Origin of the sequence: Nonomuraea sp. NPDC050733 (assembly GCF_040654215.1) — a bacterium.
Taxonomy (GTDB): domain Bacteria; phylum Actinomycetota; class Actinomycetes; order Streptosporangiales; family Streptosporangiaceae; genus Nonomuraea.
Genome location: NZ_JBFAHO010000044.1, coordinates 19,648 through 34,206 on the forward strand (window position 1 = coordinate 19,648; position 14,559 = coordinate 34,206).

Here is a 14,559-nt window from a genome sequence, read left to right on the forward strand (position 1 = left end):
GATCTGGGTGGGCGGCGAAAGATCAGGACGGCCCGGACCCTCCCGAGGCGCACCCTCAACTGACCTTGGAGGGAAAGAATGCTCCACAGACGACACCCTCGGCACGCACCGGCCAAGCTGGACACCAGGAACGTCCGGCTCGGCCTGAGCGCGGCCATCATGGCGCTGGCCCTGTCGGTCTTCGCCCTGACCAGGACCGACCGCGGCATGTCCGTGTTCGGTCAGGGGGTGAGCTTCCTCGAGTTCTACGCCGGGGTCTTCGCCCTGGTGCTGCTGACCGCCACCGTCGGGCTCGGCCTGCTCACGACCGAGCGCGTCTTCCTCTCCCCGTCGAACCGCGTCAGGGCCCAGCTCGCACACCGGGCCACCGCCGCGATCGGCATGGGTTACATGTTCACCCACATCGGTCTCATGGTCAGCCTCGGCCACGTCCCGCCGGCCGCGGCCGTGATCCCCGTGGCCGGTGTCTGGGTGGGCTTCGGCGCCCTCGCCTCCAACCTCATGATCGCGGTCGTGGTGACGGGCGTCATCCGGGGACGCTTCGCGGTGACGGGCAAGCCGTGGATGTGGCGGACGATGCACGGCGGCGCCTACCTGGCCTGGCCGGTGGCCATCCTGCACGGGCTGACCGCCGGCCGCAACGCCGCGGCCTGGGTCACCTGGTCGTACTCGGCCTGCCTGGCGGCGGTCGGGTCAGCACTGCTCGTCCGGGTGCTGGCCACGGTCCTGCGCCCGGCGGTACGGCCTGAGCTCGTGCCCACGCCCGCGGTCTCCGACGCGCCCGCGGCTCGCCGCCCGAAGGAGGTCGACGCCCCGGTCAGCCTGGCCGCCGCACGGCGGAAGTACAGGGAGGCGGGATGATCCCGCCCCGCGCCTCCCAGGAGACCCCCGCTCCCACGGGACTCCGCAGCTCGCAGGAGACCCCCGCTCCCACGGGACTCCCCGTCTTTCAGGAGACCCCCGCTCCCGGGGACCTCCGCATCACCAAGGAGATCCCTCTCCTCGCCCCCCAGGAGACGACCATCCAGGAGACGTCGTGATCCCGCACCGAGCACCGGATGTGCTGCGGCTGGGCCCCGCCCGGCTGACCGCCGGGCTGGACCACACCAGGCGGCTCGACCTGCCGGCGCACCGCACGCTGCACGGCGAGCCCACCCCCCGCGACGTGGAGACCCTCATCGCGGAGGTGAACGAGGTCGACATGCGCGGCCGGGGCGGCGCCGCCTTCCCCTTCGGCCGCAAGCTGCGCGCCGTCGCCGACGCCGCCGGCTCCCGCGAGAGCGTGGTGCTGGTCAACGGCGCCGAGGGCGAGCCGGCCAGCTCGAAGGACGCGATGCTGCTCATCCGCGCCCCCCATCTCGTCCTCGACGGCGCCGTGCTGGCAGCCGAGGCGCTGAACGCCCGCGAGGTGATCGTCGCCACCGCCCGCGGCGAGGTGGCCGAGTCCTCCATCGCCGCCGCCGTGGCCGAGCGGCGCGCCGCCAAGGTCGCGGGCGCGACCGAGAGCCACATCCCGATCCGCGTGGTCGGGATCGAGGAGCGGTTCATCTCCGGCGAGGGTGGGGCACTCGTCCGCGCCGTGAACGGCCTGGAGGGCATCCCGCCGGGCCGCAAGAAGCGGGCCGCGACGAGCGGCGTGGACGGCCTGCCGACCCTGCTGTCCAACACCGAGACCTTCGCCCAGCTCGCCCTGCTCGCCGAGCTGGGCCCCGAGAAGTACGCCGAGGTGGGCACCAGCAAGGAGCCCGGGACCGTGCTGCTCACGGTCAGCGGCGGCGCCGCGACCAACGTGGTCATCGAGGCGCAGACGGGCACGCTGCTGGCCGACGTGCTCGACCTGTGCGACGCCGAGCCGGGCGAGGGCGTGCTGATGGGCGGCTACCACGGCGCCTTCCTGACGCCCCAGGCGGCCGTGTCGGCGGTCATCTCCCGCGAGGGCATGAAGCAGGCCGGCGCCGACCTCGGCGCGGGGATCATCGTGCCGCTGGGCGAGGCGACCTGCCCGCTGGGCGAGGCGGCCCGGGTGGCCGCCTACCTGGCCGCGCAGTCGGCCGGCCAGTGCGGCCCGTGCCGGCTGGGCCTGCCGGACGTCGCCCGGCAGCTCCTCGCGCTGGCGGACGGGACCGGCTCGACCGACGCCGTGCGCAGGGCGGTGCGGGCCGTCGAGCGGCGGGGCGCGTGCTTCCACCCGGACGGCACGGCCAAGTTCGTGCTGTCGGCGCTGGACGCGTTCGAGAGCGACATCGCGCTGCACCTGGAGTTCGGCTCGTGCGGCCGGCCGGTGCTCGGCGTGCTGCCGCTGCCGGAGCAGGAGGTCGAGCCGGAGTATCGGCTGGACGTGGACTGGACCCGCTGCCAGGGGCACGGGCTGTGCGCGCACCTCCTGCCGGAGTTCGTGGAGCTGGACGAGTACGGCTTCCCGTCGTTCAGGACCGTGCCGGGCTGGATGGCGAAGGAGGCGCGCCGCGCGGTCGACATGTGCCCCGCGCTGGCGCTGCGCCTGTCCGAGTCGTCGATGGCGCGCACGGGCTGAGCGGCCCGCGGGCCCGCCGGGAGGGGCTCCGGCGGGCCCGCGGGCTCCCTTCGTGGGCCCGGGACGAGCGGCTCCACCGCGGGGACACCAGATCGTGGTGAACCCGCACGTCCACGGCGGCATCTCACCGGATGTACTGACGATGACCGCTTGGAGCTGACCATGGACCGCCGCCACTTCCTTCGCGCCGCGGCGCTCGCCCCTGTGCTGGCCCCCGGGCTGGCTCCCGTGCTCTCCACCGGGCACACCCGGGCGCCGGACTGGGCGAAGCTGCGGCGCGGCCTGTCGGGCACGCTGGTGCTGCCCGGCGACTCCGGCTACGGCTCGGCCCGCCGTCTGTTCAACCCGGTCTTCGACCGGATCAGGCCGCGCGGCGTCGCCTACTGCGCGAGCCCGGCCGACGTCGGGCGCTGCCTGGCGTTCGTCCGCGCGAACGGGCTGCCGGTCACCGCCCGCTCCGGCGGCCACTCCTACGCGGGCTGGTCCACCGGCACCGGCCTGGTCGTGGACGTCTCCCGGATGAACAAGGTGAGCTACGCGGGCGGCCGGGCGACGGTCGGGGCCGGGGCCAAGCTGATCGACGTGTACTCCACGCTGGCGCGGCACAAGGTGGGCGTCCCGGCGGGCACCTGCCCCACGGTCGGGGTGGGCGGGCTCGCGCTGGGCGGCGGCATCGGCGTGCTGTCCAGGAAGTACGGCCTGACCTGCGACACGCTGGAGTCCGTGCGGATCGTGACGGCCGACGGCCGGGTGCTGGACTGCGACGAGCGCAACCACCCCGACCTGTTCTGGGCGTGCCGGGGCGGTGGCGGCGGCAACTTCGGCGTCGCCGTGTCGTTCACGTTCCGCACCCACGCGACGCGCGACCTGACCGTGTTCTTCCTGCGCTGGACCTGGGCGAAGGCGGCCGCCGCGCTGGCGGCCTGGCAGGAGTGGGCGCCCGCCGCGCCCGACGAGCTGTGGTCCACGCTGCACCTCACGCGCGACCCGGGCGGGCCGGAGGTGCGGATCACCGGGATTCACCTGGGCGGCAAGGCCGAGCTGGACCGGCTGCTCGCCCCCGTCGTGGCCAGGATCGGCCGCCCGGCGTCGCGCACCGTCTACCGGACGTCGTACCTCCAGGCGATGAAGGTGATGGGCGGGTGCTCGTCGCTGACCGTGGACCAGTGCCACCCCTCGCCGCACGGGCGGCTGGGCCGGGCCGCCTTCGCCGCCAAGTCGCACCTGGCCTACCGGCCGCTCACCCCCGACGGGGTGCGGACGCTGGTGGCCGAGGTGAGCCGCCCCGGGCCGCACTCGGTGCTGATCGACGCCATGGGCGGCGCCGTCGCCCGGGTACGGCCCGACGCGACGGCCTTCCCCCACCGGGCGGCGCTGTACACGGTGCAGTACTACCAGGAGGGCAACGACCGCGCCTGGCTGCGCCGGATCCAGAGCGCCATGGCCCCGCACTTCGGCGAGCACGCCTACGTCAACTACATCGACCCGGACCTGAAGGACTGGCGTACCGCCTACTACGGGGCGAACGCCGCCCGCCTGGCCCAGGTCAAGGCCGCCTACGACCCGTCACGCCTGTTCCGGCTCCCCCAGGGGGTCTAGTCTGAAGTGCTCCAGGACCTCCGGGTTGGCCATGGCGTCGGGGTTGGCGGCCTGCTCGACGGGGGTGCCGAGGAGGATCCGGCGGACCGGCACCTCCAGCTTCTTGCCCGACAGGGTGCGCGGGATCCCGGGGACCGCCCGGATCTCGTTGGGCACGTGCCGGGGCGACAGCTCGTCGCGCAGCGCCACGCACAGGGCGCGCGTCAGCTCGTCGGTCAGCTCGGCCCCCTCGGCCAGGGTCACGTACAGGAGCAGCCTGCCCTCCTGGCCGAGCACGCCGGTGTCGATGACCAGGCTGTCGGCGATGTCCTCGAACCGCTCGACCACCCGGTAGAACTCGCTGGTGCCCATCCGGACGCCGCCCCGGTTGAGGGTGGAGTCGGAGCGGCCGTAGATGACGCAGCTCCCGTCGTCGTTGAGCTTGATCCAGTCGCCGTGCCGCCAGACGCCGGGGTAGACGTCGAAGTAGCTCTCGCGGTAGCGCTCCCCCTCGGGGTCGTTCCAGAACATGACCGGCATCGACGGCATCGGCCGGGTGAGCACCAGCTCCCCCACCTCGCCGACGACCGGCCGGCCCTCGGGGTCGTAGGCGTCCACGGCGGCGCCCAGCGAGCGGCACGGGATGACGCCCGCCCGGATGGGGTGCAGCACGGTGGCGCCGACGAAGCCGGTGCACACGTCCGTGCCGCCCGAGAACGAGCCGATCGGCACGCCCGGCAGCTCCTCGTGCACCCAGGCGAAGCCCTCCGGCGGCAGCGGCGAGCCGGTCGAGCCGACGCCGCGCAGCCGCTCCAGCCCTTCGGGGTGGAGACCCGCCTTGAGGGAGGCCATGATGTACGGCGCGCCCACCCCGAAGTAGGTGACGCCCTCCGAGGCGGCGATCCGCCACAGGGTGGCGGATGAGGGATACGTGGCCGAGCCGTCGTACAGCACCGGGACGGCCCCCACCAGCAGGGCGCCGATGAGGTAGTTCCACATCATCCAGCCCGTGGTGGTGTACCAGAAGAACACGTCCCCCTCGCCGAGGTCCTGGTGGAAGGAGAGGGACTTCAGGTGCTCCAGCACCACGCCGCCGTGCCCGTGGACGATGGGCTTGGGCAGGCCGGTGGTGCCGCTGGAGTAGAGGATCCACAGCGGGTGGCCGAACGGCACCCGCTCGAACTCCAGCGGGCCGCTCTCCGAGCGCAGCCCCTCCCAGCCGATCACCTCGCCGTGCGGGAGGGACCGGGCCGGCCCGGGGGCGGGCTCGGCCTGCTGGGGCGGCAGGCCCTCGGCCGCCGCCGACAGGTACGGGATGTACACGGTGGCGCGCAGCGACGGCAGCGCGGCGGCGATCTCGTTCACCGCGGCCGAGCGGTCGTAGGCCTTGCCGTTGTAGCGGTAGCCGTCGACCGCGATCAGCACCTTGGGCTCGATCTGCTTGAACCGGTCGACGATGCTCGCCACCCCGAAGTCGGGCGAGCCGGCCGACCAGATCGCGCCGAGGGAGGCGGTGGCGAGGAAGGCGACGAGCGCCTGCGGGATGTTCGGCAGGTAGGCGGCGACGCGGTCGCCGCGGCCGACGCCGAGGCGCACCAGGCCGGCCCGGACGCGGGCGACCTCCTCGCGCAGCTCCTCGTGGCCGATCTCCTGGCGGGCGCCGTCCTCCGAGACGAACACCATGGCCGTGCCGCCGGAGTGGCGCAGCGCGTTCTCCGCGTAGTTGAGGCTGCTTCCGGTGAACCATTCGGCGCCCGGCATCGTCCCGGAGATGACGGGCCCGTCTCCACGCTCGCCGACGACCTCGAAGTGGTCCCAGATCGACGTCCAGAACTCCTCCGGACGCTCGACGGACCACCGCCATATGTCCTCGTAAGAGGCTCCTGCCCGGCCGAGCCACTCCAGGTACCGGGTGAGCTTGGCCTGCTTGACGATCTCTTCGGTCGGCTCCCAGAGAAGTGCCCCTTCAACAACCATGTGCCCCATCCTGTCGCCCGTGTGGCCGGAAGTCATACCCGATCCGCCACACAACTAGCTAGCGCCTCAGGTGGTCCACCGCCATACGCGCGACGGTGCCGATCACGGCGTCGGCGCGCGGCTGGTTGACCGCGGGGCTGAAGGAGCGGGTGAAGACGGCCACCGCGTACCGGCCCCCGTCGGGGTACTCGACCACGCCCGCCTCGCTGCGCAGCGTCGGCATCGTGCCGGTCTTGCCGCTGACGTCCACGTCGTCGTACGGGAAGCCGGAGGCCAGCCGGTGCGGCCACACCTGCTTGTTGAGCACGGCCCGCATCCAGGCGCAGGAGGAGGGAGAGGCGGCCTCGTCGCGCCAGATGAGCCCGAACAGCGCGGCCGTCTCGCGCGGCGTGCTGCAATTGGTGCGCCGCGGGTCGAGCACGCGCAGCCGGTCGATCTCCTCCAGTTCGAGGTACGGCCAGGCGTGGCCGGCGTCCTCGGCCATGCTCGCGTAGAGGTCGGCCGCCTTCTGCCGGACCTGAGTGCCCGTCAGCCCGAACCCGGCCAGCATGGCGTTGACCGCCTCGAACCCCACCCAGGCCGACAACACGTCCGCGGCGGTGTTGTCGCTGACCGCGATCATCAGGTAGGCGAGGTCCCGCAGCGACATCGTGACGTCGTCCAGCATGGCCGACACCCCCGTGGGGCCGAAGACCCGCTCGTCCGCCCGCACGGTCACCGGCGCGGCCGGGTCGAGCACCCCGGCGTCGGCCTGCCGGCAGAAGGCGACCAGCAGCGGCACCTTGAACACCGACGCCGTCGGCACCGGGTCGTCGGAGCCGTGCCCCACCTGCCTGCCGGTGTCGATGTCGGTCGCGTGCATCCAGCCGGTGACGCCCGCCGCGCGGAACACGTCGCCGAAGTCCGGCCCGCTCATGCCAGCACTCCCGGCCGGCGGCTGACCCGCCGCACGGGCGCCGCGCCCTCGTCCACCATCCCGGCGCGCTCCTTCAGGGTTCGTACGGCCATCGCGGAGAACGCGGCGACCGCTTCGCTCTCGGCCCGCCAGGCTGTGGAGACCCGACCGGCGATCGGCGAGCCTAGCAGCGGGCGCCAGGCCAGCCCCGGCAGCTCCGCCCGCGGCCCGAACGCGACGGCCGCGCCGGCGAGCACCAGGCCCAGCCCGGCGCCCTCGTGGACCTGCGGCGGCACGTACCCGTGGCGGCGGCACTCGGCCAGCACCTCCGCGTGGACGCCCGGCTCGCCCTCGCGGGGCGGCATCAGCAGCTCGCGGCCGGCCAGGTCGGCCAGGTGCAGCTCGCCGCCCCGGGCCAGCGGGTCCTCCTCGGCCAGCAGCACGCCCTGCGGCTGCACCAGGGCCGGGCCGAACAGCAGGCCGGGCCCGGTGACGGGGTGACGCACGATGCCGACGTCGATGGCGCCCTCGGCCAGCGCGGCGACCTGCTCGGCCGTCCAGATCTCGGCGGGCGCGAGCCGTATCCCGGGGTGGCTCTCCCGGAAGCCGGCGACGAGCCCGGCGATCACGGCGGGCGCGAGGTCGGGCGGGACGCCGACGCGCAGCACGGCGCCCTGGCCGTGGCGGGCCAGCTCACGCAGCCGGTCGACCCGGGAGACGATCTCGCGGGCCTCGCCGAGCAGCAGCCGGCCGGGCTCGGTGAGCCGGACCTGCCGGGCGGAGCGGTCGAACAGCCGCACGCCGAGCTCCTCCTCCAGGCGCTTGATCCGCTGGCTGAGCGGCGGCTGTGCCATGCCGAGCCGGATCGCGGCGTTGCCGAAGTGGAGTTCCTCCGCTACCACGATGAAGTAGCGAAGGTGCCGGACGAGGTCCATGAGCAGCAACTATATCGGGATTCATATGACTTCTTCGCCCATACCAGTATTGGACAGGGCGCAGGCCATTCTGGTCTTCTCGCCTCATGGCACCACCAACGGGGACAATCTACGCCCATCTCAGAGAGGAGGGCCCACGCCCGCGCAGGCGGCGCAGGTGGCGATGGGTCGCCGCGGCGCTGCTCGTCCCGGCCCTCGCGGCCGGCGGCACGCTCTGGGTCCTGCGCACGGAGGGCACGCCCGAGCAGACCGCCGACGACTACCTGGACGCGTGGACGGCGCAGAGCTACGCCACGATGCGCGAGCTCGTCGCCGACCCGCCCGCCGACTTCGAGCAGTGGCACCGGCGCTTCCTCACCGACCTCAAGGCCATGCACGCCTCCTTCTACCGCCCCATCCCGAACGGGGTCTTCGCCCAGACCGTGGGGGACGACGACACCGTGTCCTTCCAGGCCAAGATCCTGGGGGCGAGGGACTGGAACTACGACGGCAAGCTGAAGCTGGTCGAGCGCGACGGCAGGTGGAAGGTCGCCTGGACCCCGGCCACCCTCCACCACCGGCTCGTCGGGAAGGGCAGGTCGCTGCGGGCGGTCACCCGGCCGGGCGAGCCGGCGCACGTCCAAGCCGCCGACGGCCGGCGCATCGACACCCCGGACACGCCCGGCTCGGTGCAGCAGCTCGTCGAGGGTCTCAAGCAGACCTACCCGGACTGGTTCGCCCCCTACAAGGAGACCACGATCGAGCTGTACGAGGGGGACCGGCCGGTCGAGACGCTCGTCGCGGCCGGCGGCAAGGTGCCGCTGAAGACGACGATCGACCTGAAGGTGCACCGGGCGGGGGCCGCCGCGCTGGAGGGGGTGGACAAGCCCGCCTCGCTGGTGGCGCTGCGGCCCTCCACCGGCGAGATCCTGGCGGTGGTCAACAAGCCCGGCGGCTTCAACCGGGCGCTGCTCGGCAAGTACCCGCCCGGCTCGACGTTCAAGGTCGTCACCGCCTCCGCGCTGGTCGCGGACGGCGCGAAGCCCGACGCGCAGGTGAAATGCCCCGCCGAGCAGAACATCGGCGGCTTCCCCTTCCACAACGCCGGCTTCAAGGACTACGGCACCCTGCCCTTCCGCGACGCCTTCGCCCACTCGTGCAACACCACCTTCGGCGCGATGACGGTGGACCGGCTCGGCGCCGACCGGCTCGCCAAGGTGGCCGCCGACTTCGGGTTCGGCGCGGCGATCACGCCGGGCGTGCCGGCCGTGAAGGCGGAGTTCCCGGCGCCGAAGGACGACACGGACCTCGCCTCCGCCGCCATCGGGCAGGGCCGGGTGCTGGCCAGCCCGCTGAACATGGCCTCCGTCGCCGCGGCCGTCGCCGCCGGCGCCTGGTGGCCGCCCCGGCTGGTGCCGGAGGAACGGATGCCGGACCACACGCTCCGGCCCCGTCCCCTGGAGAAGAACGTGGTGCGGGCGCTGCGCGACCTCATGCCGGCCGTCGTGACCGACGGCACGGCGCACGACGTCAGCTTCCCGGAGGGCACCGCCGGCAAGACCGGCACGGCGGAGTACGGCTCGGGGAAGGAGCCGCCCGCGCACTCGTGGTTCGTCGGCTACCGCGGCGACCTGGCGTTCGCGGTGATCGTGGAGGGCGCCGGAGCGGGGTCGGCCGTCGCCGCCCCGGTCGCGGCCCGCTTCCTCAAGGCGCTCGCCTGAGCGTCAGGCCGGGGTGGTGACGCGGGCGACGGCGGCCACCACCTCGGCGGCGTCGGACAGGTCGGGCAGCACGATGTCGGCCCCGGCCTCGCGCAGCTCGGCCGTGGTCGAGCGGCCCGAGGCCACCGCGATCATCGCCGCTCCGCCGATCCGGGCGGCCTGGACGTCACGCGCCGAGTCGCCGATGACCACCGTGTTGGCGGCCGTGAACGGCGTGCCGAGCCGCTGCCTGGCCCGCCCCTGCGCGACCTGGAGCAGCGTCGCCTTCGGGTAGGCCTCCTCGCCGTAGCCGCCGATGTCGAAGTCGATGTGCTTGTCCAGGCCGAACGCCTTCAGCTTCAGGACAGCGTTGCTCTTGATCGTGCCGGTCAGCACGGACTGGACCACGCCGTCGAGCCGGGCCACGGCCTTGAGCGCGTCCTTGGCCCCGGGCATCGCCCTGCCCTCCTTCGGCAGCCGGCCGCGCCGGTCGGCGAAGGCCGTGGCCAGCGCCGCGAGGAACTTGGGCAGGTGGGCGTCCTCGGCCACGAAGCCGTTGACGGCGAGGGTCTCGAAGACGATCTCGGAGTCGGGGCGGCCCAGCGCCGGGGCGAGCTTGACGAGCGGGCGGCCGGTCACGGCGCGGAACGCCTCGGCGTAGGCGTCACGGGTGACGATGGCGACGTCGACCAGGGTCAGGTCGATGTTCCAGAGCACTAGGCGGTTGATGGCGGCCTCCTGGGGGGACCCTGCAAGGGTACGGCCGGGGAACCGCCGTGGCTCCCGAACGCGGCGGCCGTCAGATGTGGTCGAGAGCCTGGGCCAGGGTGTCGACGACCGGCAGGCCCGTGGCCTCCAGATCCGCCCGCGAGGTCATGCCGCCCGTGTAGAGGACTGCCCGCGCCCCCACGTGGCGGGCGGCGATGCCGTCGTCGACGCTGTCGCCGATCACCAGCACCTGGCCGGGCTCGACGTCGAGCGCCTCGATGTGGGCGGCCATGTGCTCGGCCTTCTCGCCGCCGGTGACCCCGACCAGCCCGTCCACCCGGGTGAAGTGGCCGGTGATGCCGAACGACTCGACGATCGGCACCAGGTGGGAGTGAGGGGCCATCGAGCACAGCGACTGCGTGCCCGTCCAGCTCGCCAGCGTGGCCAGCGCGCCCTCGGCCAGGCCGCAGGCCACGCTCAGCCGGAAATAGTGCTCGTGGAAGCCGGTGTCGAGCGTCTCCCACTCGCCCTCGGTCAGCGGCCGGCCCAGCAGCCGCTCGTAGGCCAGCCAGATGGGCCGGGTGTAGACGGCGCGGAAGCCGTCGGCCGTGAGGGGGGCCAGCTCGTAGGCCCTGAAGACCTCGTTAGTGGCGCCGACGACGGCGTCGATGTCGTGGAAGAGGGTGCCGTTCCAGTCCCAGATGATGTGCTTCGTCATGGCGGCTCCAGAGTAGCGGCCCCCAGCGACAAACCGGTGAACGGACCGGTGAACGGACCGCCGCGGCGCACGGGGCCGCGGCGGTTGTCCGTTCGGGCGGAGGTTACTTGCAGGCCTGGCCGGTCGCGCCGGAGCCGCGCTGGCCGCCCATGCCGCTGCCCCAGGCCACGCTGGCGCTGCCCCAGGCGCAGATGTTGTTGCCGTTGACCATGTTGCCCCAGTGACGGCCGCCGTTGCCCTTCTTGTACTGGAAGGTGTCCACGGCGCCCTTGGCGTTGCGGACGGTGATCGAACCGTAGCCGGCGGTGATCGTGTTGATCTCGATCCAGTTGGTCTTGCACCGGAACGAGTACATGAGCTTGATCGTGCCGATCTTGCCGTCGAGCCGGCTGTTGATGTTCGCGGTGCGGACGGCGCGGGCGGAGTTGCCGCATCCGGTCTGGTAGGGGTCCTTGTGGTCGTACCCACTGGCGGAGGCCGCCTGGGCGGGGGACGTCACGATCAGGGCCGTGGCCAGCGCGCCGACCGCGGTCACCACTGCTCGGAGCTTCACGGGAACCGACTCCTTCTGTCAGGGACAAGTCCGGCCTGTGATCCTAGCCACCCCGATCAAGAAAGGGTCAAGGCACTTTACCCGGTATTTAACATGCCCCTAATGATCGTCTTGGAGCAGGTGCGGGATCTCCTGCGTCGCGTACCACATGAGCTCGTGCGCCTCGGCGCCGTCCACGGTGAAGCGGGCGTCGTCGTCGCCCGCGTCGGAGGCGGGCAGCGCTTCGATGGCCGCCTCGACGTCGGGCACGGCGTACAGGTCGTCCACGTGCACCGCGGCGACCTTGGACATCGGCACCGGGCGGGTCAGCCGTACCGTGGCCCGCTCCTCCAGGTCGGCGCCGGCCTTCAGCGTGTCGTCGGGCACCTCGGCGGCCACCACCACCCGCCGTGGCACCCACGCGTGGCCGTCCTCGTCCTTCTCGGGCCGCGGCTCGTCGCCGGTCAGCGGCTCGTCCCCGGGCTTCACGGGCTCGGCGGGGCGGCCCGCGGCCAGCAGCCTCAGGGAGGCGCGGGCGGCCTCGGTGAGCGCGACGTATTCGAGCTCCTCGGTGTCGCCCGAGGCGTACCACTCGGTCAGCGCGGGCGTCACCGCGTAACCGGTCAGCGGAGCCGGGCCCAGCTCGCCCGCCTCGACCGCGCGGGCGAGGGCGGGCAGCGTGCACGGCAGGTAGACGCGCATCAGGAACCTTTCAGAGCGTGCGGAGGCACCGGTCGGCAGGGTGCGAGAGCACCATCATGCCGGTCGGAGGGGGATCTGGAGGAGCGACTCGAGGGACGCGATGGTCGTCCCGGGGTCGCGGTGGTGGATGCCGTGGATGCCGAGGGCGCGGGCCGCGGCGATGTTGGCCTCGATGTCGTCGATGAACACGCACGACTCGCCCGGCAGCGCCAGCAGGTCGAGGGCGTGCCGGAAGATGCGGGGCTCCGGCTTGCGCATGCCGACCTCGCCGGAGATCACGACCGCGTCGAAGAGCTCGTCCCAGTCGTCGCGCGGGTAGGTGTTGGACCACGAGTTGGACAGCAGGCACGTGCGCAGCCCGTGCCCCTTGACCGCGCGCAGCATGTCGTACATGGCCTCGTCGCGCTCGAAGCCGACGAACATCCGCTCCAGCAGGCCCTCCGCCTCCGGCGGCACCCCGTCGAGGGTCAGCAGCCGGGCGGCCAGGTCACGCTCGAAGACGGAGCCGTCCAGCTCGCCGCGCTCCAGCGCGTGGACGACCGTCTCCTCCTCCGCGTCGCCGTACGCCTGGCGCACCAGCTCGCTCATGACCGCGTGATAGTGGGCGTGGTCGATGCGGTCGGCCGCGATCCACTTCGCGATGGAGTCGGACATGCTGGTGGTCAGCACCCCGCCCCAGTCGATCAGAACACCCGCGACCACACCGCCTCCTCGCACCGCTCCGGCTCCAAGCCTAGAGCGTCACGCCGGGCGCCCTCGCGTGGCTACCCGCCCTCGCGGGCGACACGGGCGGCCAGGCGGCGGTGCTCCGCCGAGCGCAGGACGCCGGCCGCCTCGGCCGCCGAGGCCCGCGGCGCCGCGCGCAGGAAGCCACGGGCCTGCCGCAGGGTCAGCAGCCGCGTCACGGACTGGTCGAGCCGGGCGCGGCTGATCCGTCCCGACTTCACGGCGGACAGCACCGCGTCGTACGCCTTGGGCAGGTCGTTGGGCATGAGCAGCAGGTCGGCGCCGGCCAGCACGGCGCGCACGGCCACCTCGCCGTCGCCGTACTTCTTACGCACGCCCTCCATGTTGAGCGCGTCGGTGGAGATCACGCCCTTGAAGCCGAGCTTCTCCCGCAGCAGCCCGGTCAGGATGGGCCTGGACAGCGTCGCGGGGTCGCCCGACGGGTCGAGCTTCGGGAACACGATGTGCGCGCTCATCACCGCGTCCACCCCGGCCGCGATGGCCGCCCTGAACGGCGGCGCGTCGATCCGCTCCCACTGCGCGCGCGTGTGCTTGATCACCGGAAGCCCGGTGTGGCTGTCGACGTCGGTGTCGCCGTGGCCGGGGAAGTGCTTGGCGGTGGCGGCCACCCCGGCGTCGCCGAAGCCCTTGACCGCGGCCGAGACCATCGTGGCGACCTTCGCCGGCTCGTCGCCGTAGGCCCGCCGGCCGATGACGGGGTTGTCCGGGTTGACGTTGACGTCCGCGACGGGGGCGAAGTCCAGGTTGACGCCGACGGCGCGCAGCTCCGCGCCGGTCGCCTTGGCGACGGCCCGCGCCTGCGCCGGGTCCCGGGTGGCGCCCACGGTGGAGGCGCCCGGGAATCTCGTCATCAGCGCGCCCATCCGGGACACCAGGCCGTTCTCCTGGTCGGTGCCGATGATCAGCGGCACCCGCGGGGACGCGGCCTGCAGGCCGTTGGTGAGGGCGACGACCTGCGAGACGCTCTTGATGTTGGCGGGGAAGAGGATGACGCCGCCGAGGTGGTACCTGGCGATGACCTTGGCCGGGGTCTGGGCGCCGTACCTGGCCTGGTTCTCGCCGGACACCGTGCCGGCGGCCGTGCCGTACAGGACGGGCATGAAGAGCTGGCCGACCTTCTCCTCCACGCTCATCCGGGCCAGCACCCGGCGCACGTCGCCGCTCGCGGCGGGGACGCGGCTCGGCGCGGAGGCCCCGGACGTGCTCGCCGGGGTGTCCGCACCGGCCGTGGCCGTGGCCGTGGGAGAGGCGGGCGCGGCAGGTGTGGCGGCGGCGCGGGTGCCCGGTGCCGCCCCCGCCGTGCCGCCTCCCCCGCACGCCGTCAACGCGAACACGAGCAGCCCTGCCATGCCGATCCGTCCAGACATGCCTCCAACCGTATCCACGCCACGGCCCCCTCGGCGCCGCCCGCGGCTACCGGCCACCCGCGCGGAGCGGGCCCGACGCGCCACCGTGAGTCACCGGCCGCAGGTCACAGGCCGTCCGGTCACCAGGCCGTCCGGTCCTCAGGCCGTCCCGTCGCCAGGCCGTCCGGTCCTCAGGCCGTCCCGTCGCC

At 73.2% G+C, this 14,559-nt stretch carries 14 protein-coding genes; 5 read left to right on the forward strand and 9 right to left on the reverse strand.

Annotated elements, in window-relative coordinates:
- Positions 1-78 precede the first annotated feature (78 nt).
- The 4 genes from AB0H64_RS38460 to AB0H64_RS38475 all read left to right on the forward strand — a co-directional run bounded on the left by AB0H64_RS38460 (position 79) and on the right by AB0H64_RS38475 (position 4,132).
- The gene (locus AB0H64_RS38460; protein WP_357634950.1) at positions 79-861 is read left to right on the forward strand and encodes a hypothetical protein; all 783 of its coding nucleotides are present in this window, start codon (positions 79-81) and stop codon (positions 859-861) included.
- Positions 858-1,040 carry a hypothetical protein gene (locus AB0H64_RS38465; RefSeq protein ID WP_357634953.1) on the forward strand — a complete coding sequence of 61 codons (183 nt, stop codon included), beginning with the start codon at positions 858-860 and terminating at the stop codon, positions 1,038-1,040. The genes AB0H64_RS38460 and AB0H64_RS38465 overlap by 4 nt, the downstream gene beginning before the upstream one ends.
- Entirely contained in the window at positions 1,037-2,533 is a 1,497-nt protein-coding gene (locus tag AB0H64_RS38470) for an NADH-ubiquinone oxidoreductase-F iron-sulfur binding region domain-containing protein (protein ID WP_357634955.1), read from the forward strand. Before AB0H64_RS38465 ends, AB0H64_RS38470 begins: the two co-directional genes overlap by 4 nt.
- A 150-nt stretch (positions 2,534-2,683) precedes the next feature.
- Positions 2,684-4,132, forward strand: a complete 1,449-nt coding sequence (locus AB0H64_RS38475) for an FAD-binding oxidoreductase (protein ID WP_357634958.1) — start codon at positions 2,684-2,686, stop codon at positions 4,130-4,132.
- Here the strand turns inward: AB0H64_RS38475 and AB0H64_RS38480 are convergent.
- From AB0H64_RS38480 to AB0H64_RS38490, 3 genes are read right to left on the reverse strand one after another with little or no spacing between them, the layout of a single operon-like run.
- Positions 4,100-6,088 carry an acetoacetate--CoA ligase gene (locus AB0H64_RS38480; RefSeq protein ID WP_357634961.1) on the reverse strand — a complete coding sequence of 663 codons (1,989 nt, stop codon included), beginning with the start codon at positions 6,086-6,088 and terminating at the stop codon, positions 4,100-4,102. The genes AB0H64_RS38475 and AB0H64_RS38480 overlap by 33 nt on opposite strands.
- Positions 6,089-6,146: 58 nt before the next feature.
- Complete coding sequence (locus AB0H64_RS38485) at positions 6,147-7,004, reverse strand: serine hydrolase (RefSeq protein ID WP_357634964.1); 858 nt, start codon at positions 7,002-7,004, stop codon at positions 6,147-6,149.
- On the reverse strand, positions 7,001-7,918 hold the full coding sequence (locus AB0H64_RS38490; protein WP_357634966.1) for a LysR substrate-binding domain-containing protein: 918 nt from the start codon (positions 7,916-7,918) through the stop codon (positions 7,001-7,003). Before AB0H64_RS38490 ends, AB0H64_RS38485 begins: the two co-directional genes overlap by 4 nt.
- Positions 7,919-8,004: 86 nt before the next feature.
- On the opposite strand from AB0H64_RS38490, the gene AB0H64_RS38495 reads away from it, so the two are divergent.
- Entirely contained in the window at positions 8,005-9,618 is a 1,614-nt protein-coding gene (locus AB0H64_RS38495; RefSeq protein ID WP_357634968.1) for a penicillin-binding transpeptidase domain-containing protein, read from the forward strand.
- A 3-nt stretch (positions 9,619-9,621) separates the two neighbouring features.
- On the opposite strand, the gene AB0H64_RS38500 is transcribed toward AB0H64_RS38495, so the two are convergent.
- The 6 genes from AB0H64_RS38500 to nagZ form a co-directional block, all read right to left on the reverse strand.
- Positions 9,622-10,314: a haloacid dehalogenase-like hydrolase gene (locus tag AB0H64_RS38500; protein WP_357634971.1), complete on the reverse strand. Its 693-nt coding sequence runs from the start codon at positions 10,312-10,314 to the stop codon at positions 9,622-9,624.
- 82 nt (positions 10,315-10,396) lie between these two features.
- Complete coding sequence (locus AB0H64_RS38505; RefSeq protein ID WP_357634974.1) at positions 10,397-11,023, reverse strand: HAD family hydrolase; 627 nt, start codon at positions 11,021-11,023, stop codon at positions 10,397-10,399.
- Between the two features lie 103 nt (positions 11,024-11,126).
- Positions 11,127-11,576 (reverse strand): DUF2690 domain-containing protein, encoded by a 450-nt coding sequence (locus tag AB0H64_RS38510; protein ID WP_357634977.1) that lies wholly within the window; start codon positions 11,574-11,576, stop codon positions 11,127-11,129.
- Positions 11,577-11,675: 99 nt separating this feature from the next.
- On the reverse strand, positions 11,676-12,257 hold the full coding sequence (locus AB0H64_RS38515) for a hypothetical protein (protein WP_357634979.1): 582 nt from the start codon (positions 12,255-12,257) through the stop codon (positions 11,676-11,678).
- Between the two features lie 54 nt (positions 12,258-12,311).
- Positions 12,312-12,959, reverse strand: a complete 648-nt coding sequence (locus AB0H64_RS38520; protein ID WP_357634982.1) for an HAD family phosphatase — start codon at positions 12,957-12,959, stop codon at positions 12,312-12,314.
- A gap of 62 nt (positions 12,960-13,021) precedes the next feature.
- A complete protein-coding gene (gene nagZ / locus AB0H64_RS38525; protein ID WP_357634984.1) occupies positions 13,022-14,371 on the reverse strand; it encodes a beta-N-acetylhexosaminidase in 1,350 nt (449 codons plus the stop codon).
- Between the last annotated feature and the right edge of the window lie 188 nt (positions 14,372-14,559).

Bases quoted from the DNA above. Each gene is read 5' to 3' on its own strand.
- AB0H64_RS38460 (WP_357634950.1), top strand. From the start codon at position 79: ATGCTCCACAGACGACACCCTCGGCACGCACCGGCCAAGCTGGACACC.
- AB0H64_RS38465 (WP_357634953.1), top strand. From the start codon at position 858: ATGATCCCGCCCCGCGCCTCCCAGGAGACCCCCGCTCCCACGGGACTC.
- AB0H64_RS38480 (WP_357634961.1), bottom strand. From the start codon at position 6,088: ATGGTTGTTGAAGGGGCACTTCTCTGGGAGCCGACCGAAGAGATCGTC.
- AB0H64_RS38485 (WP_357634964.1), bottom strand. From the start codon at position 7,004: ATGAGCGGGCCGGACTTCGGCGACGTGTTCCGCGCGGCGGGCGTCACC.
- AB0H64_RS38490 (WP_357634966.1), bottom strand. From the start codon at position 7,918: ATGGACCTCGTCCGGCACCTTCGCTACTTCATCGTGGTAGCGGAGGAA.
- AB0H64_RS38495 (WP_357634968.1), top strand. From the start codon at position 8,005: ATGGCACCACCAACGGGGACAATCTACGCCCATCTCAGAGAGGAGGGC.
- AB0H64_RS38505 (WP_357634974.1), bottom strand. From the start codon at position 11,023: ATGACGAAGCACATCATCTGGGACTGGAACGGCACCCTCTTCCACGAC.
- AB0H64_RS38515 (WP_357634979.1), bottom strand. From the start codon at position 12,257: ATGCGCGTCTACCTGCCGTGCACGCTGCCCGCCCTCGCCCGCGCGGTC.
- nagZ (WP_357634984.1), bottom strand. From the start codon at position 14,371: ATGTCTGGACGGATCGGCATGGCAGGGCTGCTCGTGTTCGCGTTGACG.